At 61.8% G+C, this 16,470-nt stretch carries 15 protein-coding genes and 1 tRNA gene; 11 read left to right on the top strand and 5 right to left on the bottom strand.

Annotation, left to right across the window (positions count from 1 at the left end):
• Positions 1–123 precede the first annotated feature (123 nt).
• The 8 genes from HMPREF9237_RS09035 to HMPREF9237_RS07875 all read left to right on the top strand — a co-directional run bounded on the left by HMPREF9237_RS09035 (position 124) and on the right by HMPREF9237_RS07875 (position 8,576).
• Positions 124–1,821, top strand: a complete 1,698-nt coding sequence (locus HMPREF9237_RS09035) for an LPXTG cell wall anchor domain-containing protein (RefSeq protein WP_155875989.1) — start codon at positions 124–126, stop codon at positions 1,819–1,821.
• 269 nt (positions 1,822–2,090) lie between these two features.
• Complete coding sequence (locus HMPREF9237_RS09535; protein ID WP_155875987.1) at positions 2,091–2,603, top strand: hypothetical protein; 513 nt, start codon at positions 2,091–2,093, stop codon at positions 2,601–2,603.
• On the top strand, positions 2,600–3,325 hold the full coding sequence (locus tag HMPREF9237_RS07905; RefSeq protein ID WP_155875985.1) for a hypothetical protein: 726 nt from the start codon (positions 2,600–2,602) through the stop codon (positions 3,323–3,325). Before HMPREF9237_RS09535 ends, HMPREF9237_RS07905 begins: the two co-directional genes overlap by 4 nt.
• On the top strand, positions 3,315–3,629 hold the full coding sequence (locus HMPREF9237_RS07900; RefSeq protein WP_016443221.1) for a hypothetical protein: 315 nt from the start codon (positions 3,315–3,317) through the stop codon (positions 3,627–3,629). Before HMPREF9237_RS07905 ends, HMPREF9237_RS07900 begins: the two co-directional genes overlap by 11 nt.
• Before the next feature lie 250 nt (positions 3,630–3,879).
• On the top strand, positions 3,880–5,160 hold the full coding sequence (gene eno, locus HMPREF9237_RS07895) for a phosphopyruvate hydratase (RefSeq protein ID WP_016443220.1): 1,281 nt from the start codon (positions 3,880–3,882) through the stop codon (positions 5,158–5,160).
• Between the two features lie 1,136 nt (positions 5,161–6,296).
• Positions 6,297–6,863 (top strand): FtsB family cell division protein, encoded by a 567-nt coding sequence (locus HMPREF9237_RS09765; protein WP_016443218.1) that lies wholly within the window; start codon positions 6,297–6,299, stop codon positions 6,861–6,863.
• Between the two features lie 2 nt (positions 6,864–6,865).
• Positions 6,866–7,501, top strand: a complete 636-nt coding sequence (locus tag HMPREF9237_RS07880; protein WP_016443217.1) for a DUF501 domain-containing protein — start codon at positions 6,866–6,868, stop codon at positions 7,499–7,501.
• 34 nt (positions 7,502–7,535) lie between these two features.
• Positions 7,536–8,576, top strand: coding sequence for a Ppx/GppA phosphatase family protein (locus HMPREF9237_RS07875; RefSeq protein ID WP_016443216.1), 1,041 nt, complete (start codon positions 7,536–7,538; stop codon positions 8,574–8,576).
• Here the strand turns inward: HMPREF9237_RS07875 and nhaA are convergent.
• Positions 8,573–9,955, bottom strand: coding sequence for a Na+/H+ antiporter NhaA (nhaA, locus tag HMPREF9237_RS07870; protein WP_016443215.1), 1,383 nt, complete (start codon positions 9,953–9,955; stop codon positions 8,573–8,575). The genes HMPREF9237_RS07875 and nhaA overlap by 4 nt on opposite strands.
• Before the next feature lie 181 nt (positions 9,956–10,136).
• Here nhaA and HMPREF9237_RS07865 point away from each other — a divergent pair.
• Positions 10,137–10,210 (top strand) — tRNA-Leu (locus HMPREF9237_RS07865).
• A 256-nt stretch (positions 10,211–10,466) separates the two neighbouring features.
• On the top strand, positions 10,467–11,414 hold the full coding sequence (locus tag HMPREF9237_RS07860; RefSeq protein WP_231366723.1) for a Bax inhibitor-1/YccA family membrane protein: 948 nt from the start codon (positions 10,467–10,469) through the stop codon (positions 11,412–11,414).
• 172 nt (positions 11,415–11,586) lie between these two features.
• Here the strand turns inward: HMPREF9237_RS07860 and msrA are convergent, their stop codons facing one another.
• Positions 11,587–12,246 carry a peptide-methionine (S)-S-oxide reductase MsrA gene (msrA, locus tag HMPREF9237_RS07855; protein ID WP_016443213.1) on the bottom strand — a complete coding sequence of 220 codons (660 nt, stop codon included), beginning with the start codon at positions 12,244–12,246 and terminating at the stop codon, positions 11,587–11,589.
• Positions 12,247–12,325: 79 nt separating this feature from the next.
• Positions 12,326–12,811: a GreA/GreB family elongation factor gene (locus HMPREF9237_RS07850; RefSeq protein ID WP_016443212.1), complete on the bottom strand. Its 486-nt coding sequence runs from the start codon at positions 12,809–12,811 to the stop codon at positions 12,326–12,328.
• 412 nt (positions 12,812–13,223) lie between these two features.
• Here HMPREF9237_RS07850 and mca point away from each other — a divergent pair, with 412 nt between their 5' ends.
• Positions 13,224–14,126, top strand: a complete 903-nt coding sequence (gene mca, locus HMPREF9237_RS07845) for a mycothiol conjugate amidase Mca (RefSeq protein ID WP_016443211.1) — start codon at positions 13,224–13,226, stop codon at positions 14,124–14,126.
• A 40-nt stretch (positions 14,127–14,166) separates the two neighbouring features.
• On the opposite strand, the gene HMPREF9237_RS07840 is transcribed toward mca, so the two are convergent.
• Both HMPREF9237_RS07840 and trhA read right to left on the bottom strand, forming a co-directional pair.
• On the bottom strand, positions 14,167–15,201 hold the full coding sequence (locus tag HMPREF9237_RS07840; RefSeq protein ID WP_016443210.1) for a PPK2 family polyphosphate kinase: 1,035 nt from the start codon (positions 15,199–15,201) through the stop codon (positions 14,167–14,169).
• 191 nt (positions 15,202–15,392) lie between these two features.
• Positions 15,393–16,175 carry a PAQR family membrane homeostasis protein TrhA gene (gene trhA / locus HMPREF9237_RS07835; protein ID WP_016443209.1) on the bottom strand — a complete coding sequence of 261 codons (783 nt, stop codon included), beginning with the start codon at positions 16,173–16,175 and terminating at the stop codon, positions 15,393–15,395.
• Positions 16,176–16,470: the final 295 nt, after the last annotated feature.

Genomic DNA, 16,470 nt, shown 5'->3' with positions numbered 1-16,470 from the left:
GAAAGCTGGCGTGCTCGTGTGCTTATGTTCGTTAAGGCGCCTAAGTCCAAGAAATGGGATGACGCAACGGCACCGATGGTGGCGGCTACCTGTGGCGTGGCTGCTTTTAGCGTAAGGAAGAATATGAAGAAAATTCTCAGAGGTGTCGTGGCTGCCGCGACCGCCTGCACGGTGCTGCTGGGCGGAGCGAGTGCAGCTTTTGCAGAACCGGCCGACCCGGCCGGGGCTACCACTCCTGTTGGTGCGGAAGGGCCTTCCGGTGCCGGCGATGCGGGCGCAACCGATCCGGGCGCGCAGAACCCGGCCGCTGCGGATACCAGTACTGCTGAGTACGCTGCCGGAAAGATTAATGAAGCCCTGGGTGCTACTCCTGCCGAGCAGGCTGATGCCTGGATGGTAGGTGCGTTGCAGAATCAGGCCTCGCACTACTCGAAAGCCTATGTGGACCAGCGCTTTGTCAAGGCTGCGCAGGCTTATGTTAACGCCTACTCCAACGGGGTTTCCGACCTGGATAAGGCCATCGTTGAAGTGACCAAAACGGCCAAGACCGTTGCGGAAATGGATCGGCGTGTCAACGAAGAATTCCAGAAGTCCGCGGCTGGAAATAAGAGCGAAGTCGTCCAGAAGATTCGTTCCTGTATTGACCTCGCTAAGCAGGGCAAGAGCAAGGAATTCAACCAGTGCCTCAACGGCATTATCGTGCTGCAGAACCTCGAAGCTTACGAGAAGATGATTATCGCCGGTGATGCGGTGCTTAACGGGGATGTTTCCTACATCGACGCGGAAACCCTCGCCCAGCTCAAGAAGGACGTTGCCTACCTGCGTGAAGCGGCGGCCTACCGCCCCGAAGCTGAGAAGCTGACCGGTAAGACCTGGTGGAAGGATATTGATCCGGCTACCATTACCCCGCTTGGCGATGCCGATTATGCTCGCCTCGAGCAGCTGCGCTGGATTATCTCCGGTGAAAAAGAATTCAACGGCGTAAAAACCACCTACGGGGAGAGCTCGAACCGAGTGCGCGATCTGGTGCGTAAGGCCGGTGCCCTCAAGGCCAATGCCGATACCGCGGCGCTTATTGCCAGTTTGAAGAACCCGGTGGTGCGCACGGCCGCCCAGCAGCTTTTCGATGCGGCGCCGGATAATTACGCTGCCGATACCTTCGCCGCGGTGCTGCCGCTTCTCGATGCCTGGGCTACGAAGCTCGGGGAGGCGAAGGCCGCTATTGAAGCCGAACAGGCTGCCCAGCTCAAGGCGCTGGCAGCGCTGGAGTGCGCTCCGGAAGCCGCGCGTACCCAGGCTGAAACGGATATTAAGGCAGCCACGGCGGCGGCGCTCGATAAGCTCAAGCCGGTTGTGGACGAAGGCGTGCTCGCTGCGATCAGCGCTGAGCATGCCGCCACCGTACGCGGTGCGGTGCATAATGTCGCGTCTCTCAAGGAATGCCAGCCTGCCGAACCGACCGCACCTGCGGAACCGACCCAGCCTAGCGATCCGACTACGCCGGCGGATCCGACCCAGCCTAGCGATCCGACCAAACCCGCCCAGCCCGCAGATCCGACGGCGCCCGCGGATCCGACCAAACCCGCCCAGCCCGCAGATCCGACGGCGCCCGCAGATCCGACGGCGCCAGCGCAGCCCACTGCGCCGGCACCGGCCGAATCCGCCAAGCCGGCCGCCCCGGCTAAGCCCGGAAAGACCGTGGTGAAGAAGTCGGCGAAGAAACTCCCGAATACCGGTGCGGAAGCCACCTCCCTGGCGCTCCTCTCCGGTGCTCTGCTCGCCGGCGGGGCGCTCGCGATGCGGCGTCGTCGTACCGCCTAAACGTGACCACTAAATGAGCTGAGGCTCGGGTGGGCCCGGCACGTGCGAAATACAAGCGCGTGCCGGGCCCACCTATTTTTACACCTCGTTTTCACAATTATGTTTACATTGACCGATCTCAAGTATTGCGAATGAAATTTATTCTTGATTATGCTGTGGGTAAACGCATAGACGGTGTGTGGTTGTTTCTATCGCAAAGTGGCGATCATGAATAGTGTTTTGGACTCGTTGTTTCTGGACTTCTCACAATTACGTCTACCGTGGCTCCGGTGGACGTGGGAGAGATTGGTGTAGGCCCGCAGGGTGCGCCAAATTCCTATCAGAGTGCACGGGAACTAACGCATGATGAGATTGAAGAAGCTGCGAAACGATCTGGGATTGAGAATGTAGAGATCATTCCTCGGCAGAGCTTTACTGGTGTTGATATTCAGGGTGAAAACGATATCTCTAACATTGAGACCCGCTGGCTCCAAACCTTTGCCTGTCAGGCAACGCCTGGATTTACCAACACGTGTTCAGATCATATTGCACATATTAGTAATAGTTTTGAATTGAGGCATTCGTGGTGGGCTCAAACGAGTAGCAATGCCAATGTAACAGGCCGCGGCTACGAATGGGGAAAGGAGACTTGGCGAGGTGGAGGAAATGCAAAATATGGATCTTTCGTAGTTCCTTGGTACACCTCGGGAGGTAACGGAAGTAAAGTTTCTGTGGCGGCAAATAAAACTGTTCGAGTTCGTTCTATGAGCGCGCCTCTCGGAATCTATATGATTGTTCAATGAGGTCTCAAAATCGGATGTTAGTCAGGATAGTAACGCTCGGTGTGCTGATTCTGGGCGTTACTGGCTGTACGAAGAATCCCAAGAACGCAGATATGCCCGCAGAGGTGCATATTGACAGGAACACTTCTTCCCAGATTGTTCAGATCCTTGGTGCGGCGGTTTGTGGTGAGAAATATACGGTAACGTCGGAGTTAGCGGTGCCGGGTGAGATTAAGGGCTATACCTGCCTTGCGGAAGACGGGTTTCCTCAAGTTGTCTATCGCGAAACCAACAGCGCTATGTCACTGAGTGCATCGGAAAATACCTGGGTATCGTTCCCGGATCATCCGCTTAAGATTATTCGCGGAACGGGCTGGTATATAGTTCTCGATAGTGAGAATGCCAGCCTTTTAGCCGATAAGTTCAAAACCGTTGACGTGGAACTTGAGGACGTAAAATCGGTTGAAGTATCTAGTGAAACTAAGCGTGAAGACCCTGAAGCTGTGATTTGCTCCCAGTTCGCATCGGCGATAATTCACGGTTTTGTCTATGAAGACAGTCCGTTACCGGATAATCTGTCGGATGAGGCTGAGAAGATCATTACGGAGTCTTACCAGGACTTTCGAGAAACCAATCCCGGGGTAACTGCGGAATCGCCAGAGTCTTATATTCTTCTGGGTAATCCCGCTCGTGAAATAAATCGATTCTGTGCCGAGAATGGAGAGCTCTTTGATGATCGATAACAAGTTCAAAAGAATGGCTATTGGCTTCGTTCGGCGCACGTACGGCGTTGCGGGTGCGCTGTTGGTCATCGCGATTTTCCTCCAGATTGCGGGGCCCTTCGCCATGCTGGAGCTCAATGAGCTTCCTGCTGGCACCGCCGATCCGGTCAAGGTTGGCCTGGCCTTTGTAGTCAAGGTGCTCATGGATATCTTTACCCTGCAGCTGGCCGGGGTTGCCGTGCTCATCGCTTTCCTGGCTCACCCCGTGCTGACCTCGGTGGTGAAAGAGGGGGGGGAGCGGGGCGGGCGGCGTCGTCGTACCTAACGGCGCAGGGGAAGAAACTGCGGCGCACTAAACTCTCCGCGCAAGTGCGTGAGCTAGTTAGCACCCGGGCGGTTCGCGCGCGGTGCCAAAGTCCCGAGTGGGCGAAAATCTTCGCGGCTCAGGGCGAAAACGCCGAGTTAATCACGGCCTGAGCATGACGCGCGCGGGTGTTTTGAGAGACAATAGAAACAGCGGATATTCCGCGCAGGTAGCCACAACTATGTGGCACGGTCTATATGAAGGAGTACCTGTGGCATTCATTGAGGCAGTTAACGCCCGCGAAATTCTCGACTCCCGTGGCAACCCCACCGTTGAGGTTGAAGTTGTCCTGGATGATGGCACCTACAAGCGCGCATCGGTTCCCTCCGGCGCGTCCACCGGCGCCTTTGAAGCCGTGGAAAAGCGTGACGGTGATAAGGGTCGTTACCTCGGTAAGGGTGTCGAGCAGGCAGTGGAAGCGGTGAACGAAATCATCGCTCCGGAAATCATTGGCATGGACGCCAATGATCAGCGCGCTCTTGACGCGCTGCTCATTGACCTGGACGGCACGGATAACAAGGGCAAGCTCGGCGCGAACGCCATCCTGGGTGTGTCCCTCGCCGTGGCGCACGCCGCCGCCGAATCGGCCGGCCTGCCGCTCTACCACTACATTGGCGGCCCGAACGCCCACATCCTGCCCGTTCCCATGATGAACATCCTCAACGGTGGCTCGCATGCCGATTCCAACGTTGATATTCAGGAATTCATGATCGCCCCGATCGGCGCCGAAACCTTCAAGGAAGCGCTGCGCTGGGGTGCTGAGGTGTACCACACCCTCAAGAGCGTTCTCAAGGAACGCGGCCTGGCCACCGGCCTGGGCGATGAGGGCGGCTTTGCACCCAACCTTGATTCCAACGCCGAAGCTCTGGACCTCATCGTCGAAGCGATCGAGCGCGCCGGCTACACCCCGGGCAAGGACTTCGGTCTTGCCCTGGACGTTGCCGCCACCGAATTCTTCGAGAACGGTGTTTACAAGTTTGAGGGCGGCACCAAGTCCTCGGACGAAATGATCGCCTACTACGAAGAGCTCGTGGAGAAGTACCCGCTCGTGTCCATCGAGGATCCGCTCTCGGAAGACGAATGGGACGCCTGGAAGAAGCTCACCTCCGAGATCGGTGACCGCGTCCAGATCGTTGGCGACGACCTCTTCGTCACCAACCCCACCCGCCTCCAGAAGGGCATCGAAACCAAGGCCGCGAACGCGCTCCTGGTGAAGGTGAACCAGATCGGTTCGCTGACCGAAACCCTCGAAGCCGTGGAGCTCGCGCACCGCAACGGCTTCCGCACGATGACCTCGCACCGCTCCGGCGAAACCGAGGACACCACGATTGCGGATCTCGCGGTGGCCACCAACTCCGGTCAGCTCAAGACCGGTGCTCCGGCCCGCGGCGAGCGCATCAACAAGTACAACCAGCTGCTGCGCATCGAAGACGAACTCGGTGAGGACGCAGTCTACGCCGGTCGTGCCGCTTTCCCGCGCTTCAAGGCCTAAGGCTACGGCTTAGGGTTTAGCTAGCCGGTTAGTTGGCCAGTGTTGCTGGCCTGCTCATAGCGCTGAGTGCCGCCCCTTCCCCGATCGGGAAGGGGCGGCACTTTGTTGTGTGGTGCGTTTGGTGTGTGCCGTGCCGGTGGTGCGTTTGGTGTGTGCCGGGCCGGCGGTGCGTTTGGCTTGCGCCGTGCCGGCGGTGCGTTTGGTGTGTGCCGGGCCGGCGGTGCGTTTGGCTTGCGCCGTGCCGGTGGTGCGTAAGCCGAATCACTGCTCAAAGTCGCTGTGCCGGCTCGGCGTGCCGGCTTGGCATGCCGGCGGGGGAGAGGTGTTTTTCTGAGGTGTACTTCGCATGTACGACATCTGCACTACAGCTCTGAAAACACATACCGCCCCGGCAGGGGTTCGTGTGGCCGGTGCGCTTCGTGAGACTCCTGAGATTTTCGGGGGCTGGTCGTCGCGTTTGCCCGAAATCAAAGTGCAACCGCAACTACGTTAAGAAATTGTTTTGATGTCCTCAGGTTGCATCCTGTGGGTGGTGCTGTCACTAGGTTGCATCCTGTGGGTGGTGCTGTCACCAGGTTGCATCCTGTGAGGCTTCGATCATCCAGGTGTGTATTGTGAGGACTGCGGGGGCGCGCCCTATTCGCGAGCGGTGACACCAGGCGCCTAGACTGGTAGCCATGAGTGTTCGCCGTCCCCCCTCGCGCCCCGAGCGCAACCGCCGCATCTCCGCGCGCGGAACTCAGCACACTCAGCGAACCCAAAGAACTCAAGGGAATCACGGGACTCAGGCGAACCGCGAGGATACTGCGGCGAAGCCTCGCTCAGGTAGCATGCCAGCTCGTTCCGCTCACTCGCCGGCGCGCTCTGCCCATTCTCCGGCGCGTTCCGCCAGCTCTCCCGCCCGTGCGGGTGCTGCTTACCGCAGCGAAACAACGCCGCGCCCGGGGGCTAATCCGCGCCCGGGGGCTAAACCACGCCCCGGAACGAAGCCGCGGCAGGGCAGTGCTAGCCGTTCGGAAAAAACCAGCCGGCTGGGGCAAGGTAGCTCTCGGACGGCTACACAAGGCCGGAACGGCCAGCGCCGCGCTATCACAGTCGAATCTGGCCAGCGCCAGCACACCGTGAGTTTGCGAGCTGTGGCTATTGCGCTTTTCGCGATCCTCGCCATTATTATTGTGACCCCGACGGTTTCGCGTTTCTCTGCCCAGCAGCATGAATTGCGGGCGGTGCGTGCGGAGCTGGAAAGCGTGCAGCAGCACACCCGGGAACTCGAAGTGGAAAAAGCCCTGTGGAACGACCCGGATTACGTGCGGGCCCAAGCCCGGGTGCGGCTCGGCTACGTTGTTCCCGGCCAGCGGCTTTTCGTGGGCGCGGACCCGAACGAGGGCACCGCCCAGGAACAACTGGAAGAACGGGTGGCTACCGTTAACCGCGAACGCCGCGCGAATACCCCGTGGTATGTCACCGGCTGGGATTCCATCACCATTGCGGGTAACTCGGTGGACGGCCAGCTCGATAACCCGGACGAGGCCCCGATGTATACCCCGCCAACGCCGCAACCGGAAGGCGAGGCGCCGGAAGATGCGGCCACGCCGGCCCCCGGTATCGCGCCCGCACCCGATACCGCGCCGGCCCCCGGTACCGTGCCCGCAGCCGATACTGATCCGGCCCCCGATACCGCGCCCGCACCCGAAGGAGAATAAGTATGACCGATGTCCTCACCGAGCGCGATGTCACCCCGGAGCTCCTCAGCCGCATCGCCGTGAACGCCACCCCGCTGCGCCCCACTGACCGCGCCGAAGTAGCTGCCCAGCTCGGGCGCGTCCCGCGCGGCCTCGTCGGCATCGGGGCGCGCTGCGCCTGCGGCCGCCCCGCGGTCACTATCACCCTCCCGCGCCTCGGTCACGGCGAACCATTCCCGACCCTCTTCTACCTGTGCCTGCCCTACCTGGTCAAAGAGATTTCTCGCCTGGAAGCGCGCGGGGAGATGGCCACCATGACCTCCGCTTTATCCGACGACGCCGCATTGCAAGCGGCCCACCGGGCCGCCCACGAATCCTATATTGCGCGCCGCTCCCTGCTGGGTGATGTTCCGGAAATTGCCGGGGTATCCGCAGGGGGAATGCCCGAGCGGGTCAAATGCCTGCACGCGCTGGCGGGCTATGCACTCAGCGTCGGGCGTGGAGTTTGCCCACTGGGGGACCGTGCTCTTGACCTGGTCGGCTGGGATGGCGCCACCTGCCACTGCGAAGAGTCCCCCGCCTCCCGCGATGAGTCCCCCGCCTCCCGCGATGAGACCCCCACCTCCCGCGATGATGAAACCAGCGCAGCAGCGCACTAACACCAGCGCACGAGAAAGGACTTATACGCCAACCATGTTGGTCTCAGATACCTCCACGCCCACCGCTCCCGCTGCGCCTGTCCTGCCCTCCCGGCGGGTCGCCGGTATTGACTGCGGCACCAATTCCATCCGTCTCCTCATTGCCGATGTTCCAGGCGTAGACGGTAGTTCCCTGAGCGATATCACTCGCCACATGGAAATTGTTTACCTGGGCCAGGGCGTGGATGCCACCGGGCACTTCGCTCCCGAAGCGCTCGAGCGCACCCTCAAGCAGGTAGAAATTTACGCGCGGATGTGCCAGCAAGCAGGGGTAACATCCATTCGCTTTGCCGCTACTTCCGCCACTCGCGATGCGTCCAACCGGGCGGACTTCCTCGACGGGGTGATGGCCCGACTCGGGGTGCGCCCCCAGGTGCTCACCGGCACCCAAGAAGCCCAAACTTCGTTCTCCGGCGCGATTTCTGCGCTGAGCTCGCCCGCCTCTCCGGTGCTCCTTATTGACCTGGGCGGCGGCTCCACCGAACTCGTGCTCGGCCGCGCGGACGGCAGCGTGCTGGCCAGCTACTCTATGGATATCGGTTCGGTGCGGATGCGCGAACGCCACCTGCGCCACGATCCGCCTACCCCGGCCGAACTGGAGAGCGCCCGCGCCGACATTCGCGCGGCCCTGGACGAAGCAGAAAAGCACGTGTCCTTCGGGCAGGCCGAACAGGTGGTTGGAGTAGCCGGTACCGTTACGTCGGTAACCGCCACCTGGCTGGGGCTCGATACCTATGATTCGCAGGCAGTGCACGGCACCGCAATGCCGCTGGCTGATATTGACACCGTGACCGACTGGTTTATCCACGCGCCCCTAGAAGAACGCGCCGCGCTCGGCTTTATGCACCCGGGGCGAGCCCCCGTGATCGGTGCCGGAGCGCTGGTATGGCAAGAAGTGGTACGCCGCATTGCCGAGCGCCGGAGCGCCGCGGGCCGCCCGCTTGCCACCATCACCACCTCGGAACATGACATCCTCGACGGCTTGGCGCTATGGGCCGCCCGGGAACCCCAGCCACCCGCCCGGCCCGCCGCTTAGGCGGCAGAGTCCGCGCTGCCGCTAGCGCCGTCGTCGTGCAACGTACCGGAGGCGCGATGGTGCCGCACCCGCACCCGGGTAGCGAGCGCCCCGAGAATCACCGAGAGCAGTGTGCCGAGTAGCACGCCCACGCGCGCGTGGGCTTCGTGCGGGTCGGTGGGCGCGAAGGAGAGCTGCGCGATAAGTAGCGACACCGTGAAGCCGATACCGGCCAGGATCGACATGGGGAAAATATCGCCCAGGTGCAGACCTTCGCCCAATTTGAGACGAAATACTTTCACGAAGAGCCAGGTGCCGCAGAAGATTCCGATGCATTTGCCCAGCGGGAGGCCCAGGTAGATGCCGATGGCAACCGGGTCCGCGAGCAGCGCGGTGATTCCGCCGGCATCGGTGATATTCACGCCCGCGGCGAAGAAAGCGAAAATCGGCAGCGCGATGCCCGCCGACCAGAAAATAAGCCGTTCGCTATAGCGTTCCGTGAGCGGGGTGTCGTCCGCGTCGGTGGTGGAGGTGGGGATCATGAAACCGAGGACCACCGCGGAAATTGTGGCGTGGACGCCGGCGCGGAAGAAGCAGTACCAGCACACCAGTGCCAGCGGCCATAGCAGCCACCAGCGGTTCCACCCTTTCCAGCACAGTAGCCCGAATACGGCCGCGACCAGCAGGCCGCCGCCGAGGAAGAGGAAATTGACACCCTCCGAGAAGAAAATCGCGATAACGATAATGCCGCCCAGGTCGTCGGCCACCGCGAGGGTCATGAGGAAAATGCCGGCGGCTTTCGGCAGCCCCTTACCCACCAGCGCCAGCACCCCGAGCGCGAAAGCGATATCGGTGGCAACCGGAATGGCCCAGCCGTCATAAATACGGGCGCCCGAAATAGCCTGCGTGGCGCAATAGACCCCGATGGGTCCGAGCATGCCGGTCACCGCTGCCAGCACGGGGAGGGCCGCTTTACGCGGGTCGTTGAGGGAACCGATGGTGAATTCCTGCTTGAGTTCCATGCCCACCACGAAGAAGAAAAGCGCGAGCACGAAATCCGCGGCCCAATGCGCCAGGTCCAGGTGGAGCCCTAGGCTCTCCGGCCCGATTTTTGTGGCAGCCAGCGCGAAATAGGTATCGCGGCCCGGGGAATTGGCCCAGATAAGCGCCACGACCGCCGAAATAACCAACACCAGCCCGGCAAAAGATTCATTGCGCAGCGCCTGGCTGTAGCGCGTGACCGGCGCCGCGAGTTTCCCCACCCGGCGCAGGCCCGAGCGACGTTTGCGCTGCTCGGCTCCCGAGGCGGTTTCTGGGGTCACGGCGCTTTCCGCGGTGGTGGCGGATTCGGGTTCGGTGGCGGATTCGTGAGTGGTGTCGCGGTGCTCGCGCTGTGTCATTCCCTCTCGATTCTATGTGCCTAGGTTTTGGTGGTACGACGGCGCAGCTACCGGCCGGCGGCCCTCTACGCAGGTAAAAGCCGGTGAAGCGACGCGCTTAGGATCCCTCCTACTCTACAGGGTGGCGCAACAAGGTAGTATTCTAGGGATGTTCATACGCGCCAATGTGCTCGCATGTTCAGCCCCCGTAGCCCAATTGGCAGAGGCACCCGACTTAAAATCGGTTCAGTGTCGGTTCGAGTCCGTCCGGGGGTACCGCCGGATGCTGGCATAGTTTGCGGATTTATTCCCGGAAACAGTGTTCTTAGGCTGATTGAGGAAAACCGAGAAGTCTTTCAGGAAAAATTCAGGCACGGGCTTGAGAATAACCCTGGAGACGATATTGGACGAGTTATAACCAAGTTTCTACGTAACCTGGATGCTAACCGGACGATGGTCGCGTCTGATAGTAGGCGGGCCGCTTATCCGGCGGTCCACCACAATACAGGAGGGTATTTTGTCGAATCCCGTGATGAGTAACAACCCGTATTTCCGCAAGGGTGCTGCCACACCGAACCAGCAGTTCCGCGGTGGCAATATTGCAACGGAACCGCGTCAGGGTTACCAGGCCGGTCCGGGTGTTTATGAACAGCCGGGTGGCTACGGTACGGAGCAGCCCGATTGGTATAACCAGCAGAACTTTGCGCATCCGGACTACGGTCAGGCTTATCAGCAGCAGGGCTATGGCCAGTACGCGGGCGGCTACGGCCAGCCCGGTGCTTTCGGGGCTCCGGCCACCGCCACCATGACCTATGACGACGCCATGGTGAAAACCGCGATTCTGCTGGCGGTCTCCATTGTTGCCGGCGCGGCCACCATGCTCTTCGTGCCGCTGGATTACGCGATGATGCTCGCGATCCCGGCCTCCCTCATCGCTTTCGCGGTAGGTATGTTCGGCGCCTGGCGCCCGATGGTCGGCCCGGGTATCTCCATTGCCTACTCCCTTTTCCAGGGCGTGGCCCTCGGTGCGATCACCAATGCTTTTGACACTCTCTATCCGGGGGTGGCTTTCCAGGCGATTCTGGGTACCGCGATTGTGGTGGGTGTAGCGGTGTTCCTCCACATGTCCGGAAAGGTCCGCACCACGGCCAAAGGCCGGCGTGTGGTCCTTACCATTATGATCGCCTACATTATCTTCGGTTTCGTCAATCTCATTCTTATGCTGACCGGCGTGACCAATTCGCTGCGCAATATTACGGTGGGTGGCTTCCACCTGGGGATCATCCTCGGGCTGGTTATGATCGCGGTGGCCGGCTACGTGCTCATCTCCGATCTGGAAACCGCCAAGCTCGCGGTGGAACGCCACGCCCCGAAGGAATTTGCGTGGACAGCAGCCTTCGGCATCGTCATGACGGTGCTGTGGATCTACCTCGAAGTGCTGCGCGTTGTGGCCTACCTGGCCGCCTCCTCGCGGAACTAGGGGAATCGCGAACTAGCCGTAATCGCGGAACTAGAGCCAGAATTTCAGAACTAGCAGTACCGCGGCACTAAGGCTGATAGCTACAGCAAAGGCCGGGACGGATGTTTTTCCGTCCCGGCCTTTGTGTGCATGATTCCCGCGTTATTCTTCCCCGGGATGGCCCGGCGAGGTACTAGCCGAGCGGGCCAGCACCCGGCAGCAGGCCAGCACCCGGCAGCGGGCAGGCGATTCCGGTGCGCGAATGGCATTGGTAGCCGTGCGGTACCTTATGGAGGTACCCCTGGTGCTCCTCTTCGGCCAGGTAGAAAGGCCCGGCGGCCAGCGCCGGCACCACTTCCGTCACAATAACTCCCCGCCCGGCCGCCCGGAGAACATCCTCATAACCAGCAATCATGGCCCGAGCGGTGCGCTCCTGGGTGTCCGTCGTCGTAAAAATAGCGCTGCGATACTGGGTGCCCACATCGTTTCCCTGCCGGTTAAGCGAGGTGGGATCGTGAGACTCGAAGAAAAGCTGAAGCAACTTTTCCAGCGGGAGCTCGCGCGGATCGAAAACTACCCGCACCGTTTCCGCGTGCCCGGTGCGACCCGTGCACACCTCAGCGTAGGTGGGATTGGGCGTGGTACCACCCATATAGCCGACCGCGGTGCTCAGCGCACCAGCCTCCCAGGCCAGCTTTTCCGCACCCCAAAAACACCCGGAGGCAAGGTAAATGAGCTCCTCACCCGGCCCGGGTTCAGCCAGGAGGGGAGTCCCCAGGACCGCGTGCGGCGCCGGATTCGGATTAATCGGATCGCCCCGGCCGGGCAGTGCGGTGGTAGCAGAAAGATTCACGATCAGCTCCTTACCTCGTACCTAGACTTTCGCTTTGCTGTCCGTTTTCGCTTGTGCCTTCGCGTGGCACCCTGGCTTTCTAGCCTTCGTAAGGCTTGATATCGAGGATTTCCACCTTGACGGGCCGGCCCAGGCGGTTCTTGAAGGTGGTTTTCTCCCCCTTCTTCAGCCCCAGGATCGCCTGCCCGAGCGGCGCGCTTTCCGGATACACTTCCATTCCCACGATGTCGGCGGCCTCGCGCGAACCGAGGAGGAAGGTTTCTTCCATGCCGCCAATCGTGGCCGTCACAACCGTGCCGGAGGCAACCTCATCGCCCGAGGGCGGTTCGGATACGTGAGCGTTTTCCAGCAACGCGGTCAGCTCCACGATCCGCCCCTCCAGCTTCGACTGCTCTTCGCGAGCCGCCTGATAGCCGCCGTTCTCCCGCAGGTCACCTTCGGAGCGCGCCGCTTCGATCTTCTTGGCGATTTCCGCGCGCTGGACGGTAATCATGTCATTGAGTTCGGCCTTGAGGTGCTCGTACGTTTCGGGGGAGAGCCAAGCCCCCTTGGTGTTTTCAGACATCTCTTCCTCTTTCTCGTCACGGCGGGCGGGTGCGGCACGCACCTACCCGGTTGGTCATTCGGTTATGAGTCCGCGCTCGCGCGGCGCAGCTCGGCACGCCCTCGTGCGGCGATGCGGTTGCGGGGGCCCGAGCGCTGGGCGCGGGTGGGACGCCCCACTCGGATAAAAAAATTCATGCCCTGACAGGCATGTTTCTCCGGCTAAGCATACCAGCCTTCCGGCGGTTGCAACATTCCCGGCCCGTATTCCACGTGCTTACCACCGCGGGGCAGCGCCCGAGTCGTCTTGGTAGAGTAGCGCGGTGAATCGGCCTGCTGGCAGCCGCGCCCGTGAGTGCGCGCCCGCAGTCCCGTATCACTAGCAGAAAACCCGCGCGATGAGCCCACGCGCCAGCTGCGGAAGGAGAAGGATAATGGACGAACGCCGCCTCCTCTGCGTCCACGCCCACCCGGATGACGAATCATCGAAAGGCGCAGCAACCCTGGCATCATACGCCCGCCTCGGCCGGGTGCGGGTAGTCACCTGCACGGGTGGCGAACGCGGGGATATCCTCAATCCTTTATTCGACGACGCCGCTCTGGCCGGGCGCACTATGGCGCAGCTACGCCGGGAAGAAATGGCAGCAGCCGCTCGAATCCTCGGCATTGAGCACGTTTTCCTCGGCTTTGTGGATTCCGGACTCCCCGAGGGCTACCCGGATGTGGAGCTGCCCGCCGATAGTTTTGCCCGAGCCACGGATGCGGATGTCCACCGCGCGCTCGTGGCCCAGATCCGCGAATTTCGGCCCCAGGTGGTGACCACCTATGACGAAAACGGCGGCTACCCGCATCCCGATCACCTGCGCACCCATACCGCGACCCTCGCGGCAGTGCGGCTGGCGGGCGAGCCGTGCTGGCCGGAACTGGGTAAGCCCTGGCAGGTCTCCAAATTGTATTACGACGCCAATCTTTCCTTCACCCGGCTGCGCACTTTGCACGAAGCGATTCTCGCCGCCGGCCAGGCCAGCCCATTCACGGAATGGCTCACAGAGGCCGCGCAATTCCCGCGCCCGCGGCATGCCGCAACCACGCGGGTCGACGTCGTCGCATATTTCCCACTGCGTGACGCGGCCATGCGTGCGCACGCCTCCCAAATCGACCCGAACGGGCTTTTCTTCGCTGCGCCGCGGGAACTGGAGGCGCAGGTGTGGCCGCACGAGGACTTCTACCTAGCAGCCTCCACCGTGGGCCCGGCGCCCGCCGAGGGTGAAACGGACCTCTTCGCGCGGGTGCCCGGGCTGGAGAGCGAAGAGCAGGCGGCGGCGCGTTACCGCTAGTTACTGCGCGCTACCGCTAGTGACTGCCCGTTCCCGCTAGCTACTGCGCGTTTCCTACCCGTTCCCCGGCGTCCTTGCGGGCATCTTGAGTGATGAGCTTTTCCACGCCGTTGCGGTAATCCTCCGATTCTGCGGCGACCTCCTCGGCCTGCGCGCGTAGTTCTTCCACGGAGAGCTGCGCGGTGTGGCGAGGCATGGTGGCGAGCACCTGCGCGGCCTGGGTGCGCGGATCCCAGCGTACTTCCGGCCAGCGCGGGGCCAGGTGGGCCAGCGCCTGGGCGAGGAGCTCGGTCACCGCGAGCCGCGCGAACCACTGACGATCTGCCGGCACCGCATACCACGGGGCATACTCCGTGGAGGTGCGCTCAAACATCGCCTGGTAGGCATCCATATAGGCGGGCCACTGGGCGCGCGCCGCCACATCAGAAGGCGAATACTTCCAGTGTTTATCGCGGCGCGCCAACCGGCGCAGCAGCCGGAACCCCTGTTCCTCATAACCGATAAGCAGAGCCACCTTGACGAGCGTATATCCCGCATCCACGAGTTCCCGCTCGAACTCATTAATCTTTTTGTACCGCTCCTCGATCTCCGCGGGAGTGGCCAGCTCATCAACCTTCCCGACCAGCACGTCCTCGTAATGCGAGCGGTCAAAAACGCCGATCATCCCGGCCGGCGGTAACGCGCGCCGAATCCGCCACAGGAAATCGTGGGAGAGTTCCTCCGCGGTGGGTACCCCGAAAGAACGCAGATGCACGCCCTGCGGGTCAACCATCCCGAGCACGTGCCGGCAAATACCGCCCTTCCCCGCCGTATCCATCCCCTGCACGACGAGCAACACCCGCCGTTCGCCGCCCTGGCGCGCCTCAGCGTAGAGCCGTTCTTGCAGCTCCGCAAGGAGCCTGCCACGCTCCTTCATGGCAGCTTTCCCGGCCTTTTTCGCGCCGTGCCAGCCCGGCGTGGATCCGGTATCAACGGAGGCAATCTGAAAACCATCCCGGACCCGCAGCGCAATTCCGGGCGCCGTGCTCCAGCTGACGTCCTGCTCTCGCGCCTCCGCGTTCTTCTTTTTGCTCATCTTCTCTTCACTCCTGTGCCTGAGAAATTCTGTGTGATGCTGGGCACCATTCTAGAGGAGGGGTACGACGACGCGCGGCCCTGCGGGCCGCGGTGAGCTGGCAGCGAGCTTGCTGGCAGCTGGCTTGCTCGCAGTGAGCGTGCTGGCCGGTGGTGCGCAGGGTGCCGGGTGCGCCGCGCCGGCTGGGCTCACTAGGCGACAGCGAAGAGGGTAAGCCACACCGCCACCGCGTGGCAGGCGTAGCCCGCCACTGTACCGGAGTGGAAGAATTCGTGGAATCCCCAGGTGCGCGGCCAGGGATTGGGCCAGCGGAATGCGTAGGCGAGTGCGCCTACCGTGTAGCAGATCCCGCCGGCAATAATGAGCCAGACGATGGCTGGGCCGCCGGCCTCCCACATATCGGGGAGGAACCAGATGGCCACCCATCCGAGCGCAATATAGAGGGGAACGTACAGCCAGCGCGGGGCGGCCGGCCAGAAATTGGAGAGCGCTATCCCGCCGAGCGCCCCGCCCCACACAATGGCCAGCACCAGCGCTGCGGTGCCGCCCGGCAGTAGGGCAAGGGAGAGCGGGGTGTAGGTTCCGGCGATAAGCAGGAAAATATTTGAGTGATCCAGGCGCCGCAAAATAGCGTGTACTTTCGGTCCCCACGAGCCCAGGTGATAGACCGCGGAGTGCCCGAATAACACGACGGCGCTCAACCCGAACACTATGACACCGATGGTGAGTGCGGCAGTGGGCGCAAAAACTATTTGAACGATCATATTTGCCAGGGCAAGCGGGGCAATAATGGCGTGCTGCCAACCGCGCAGGGCTGGTTTCGGGAGTGCGCCCGCGGGCAAGGATCGGAGATTCCGTGCTGACCGGGCCCGCCCTGGTGCGGTATGGGAGGCTCGGTCTTTCTTTTCACGATGCGGTGGCTGAGAGAGATGATCCGGGTGGCGTTCGCTAGTGGCGTGACAAGGACGGGTCATGGTGCTCCCCACATGGTCGGTGAATACCTCCGGGATATCCGAAGATCAGTAAACGCGGCGATGGGCGCAGCGGGACGTGTGGTTCCGGTTTGCCCATCGCTGTGAGCCGCTGGCGCAAGTGTACGCTGCTTGCCTGAGTATTTTCCGGGTATCTTTTCCTGTTCCCTCAGGATGGGCGGGCTACAGTTAAACGGTTAGGCATCTAGTTGTGCGGCTCAGCTGCGGCTCTGACGGGCGCGGCTCGATTGCAAGCATTGCCGGGCGCAGCTCAATCGCGGCTTCCGGGCACGGCTCG

Origin of the sequence: Actinotignum schaalii FB123-CNA-2, assembly GCF_000411135.1 — a bacterium.
GTDB classification, from domain to species: domain Bacteria; phylum Actinomycetota; class Actinomycetes; order Actinomycetales; family Actinomycetaceae; genus Actinotignum; species Actinotignum schaalii_A.
The sequence above is the reverse complement of the archived record's forward strand: the minus strand, read 5'-3'. Positions and strand labels throughout refer to the sequence as shown.

Coding starts and splice junctions, on each gene's coding strand:
- HMPREF9237_RS07875 (WP_016443216.1), top strand. CDS start 7,536: ATGTTGGTCTCAGATACCTCCACGCCCACCGCTCCCGCTGCGCCTGTC.
- mca (WP_016443211.1), top strand. CDS start 13,224: ATGGACGAACGCCGCCTCCTCTGCGTCCACGCCCACCCGGATGACGAA.
- HMPREF9237_RS07905 (WP_155875985.1), top strand. CDS start 2,600: ATGAGGTCTCAAAATCGGATGTTAGTCAGGATAGTAACGCTCGGTGTG.
- HMPREF9237_RS07900 (WP_016443221.1), top strand. CDS start 3,315: ATGATCGATAACAAGTTCAAAAGAATGGCTATTGGCTTCGTTCGGCGC.
- trhA (WP_016443209.1), bottom strand. CDS start 16,175: ATGACCCGTCCTTGTCACGCCACTAGCGAACGCCACCCGGATCATCTC.
- HMPREF9237_RS07880 (WP_016443217.1), top strand. CDS start 6,866: ATGACCGATGTCCTCACCGAGCGCGATGTCACCCCGGAGCTCCTCAGC.
- nhaA (WP_016443215.1), bottom strand. CDS start 9,955: ATGACACAGCGCGAGCACCGCGACACCACTCACGAATCCGCCACCGAA.
- HMPREF9237_RS09035 (WP_155875989.1), top strand. CDS start 124: ATGAAGAAAATTCTCAGAGGTGTCGTGGCTGCCGCGACCGCCTGCACG.
- HMPREF9237_RS07840 (WP_016443210.1), bottom strand. CDS start 15,201: ATGAGCAAAAAGAAGAACGCGGAGGCGCGAGAGCAGGACGTCAGCTGG.
- HMPREF9237_RS07860 (WP_231366723.1), top strand. CDS start 10,467: ATGAGTAACAACCCGTATTTCCGCAAGGGTGCTGCCACACCGAACCAG.
- HMPREF9237_RS07850 (WP_016443212.1), bottom strand. CDS start 12,811: ATGTCTGAAAACACCAAGGGGGCTTGGCTCTCCCCCGAAACGTACGAG.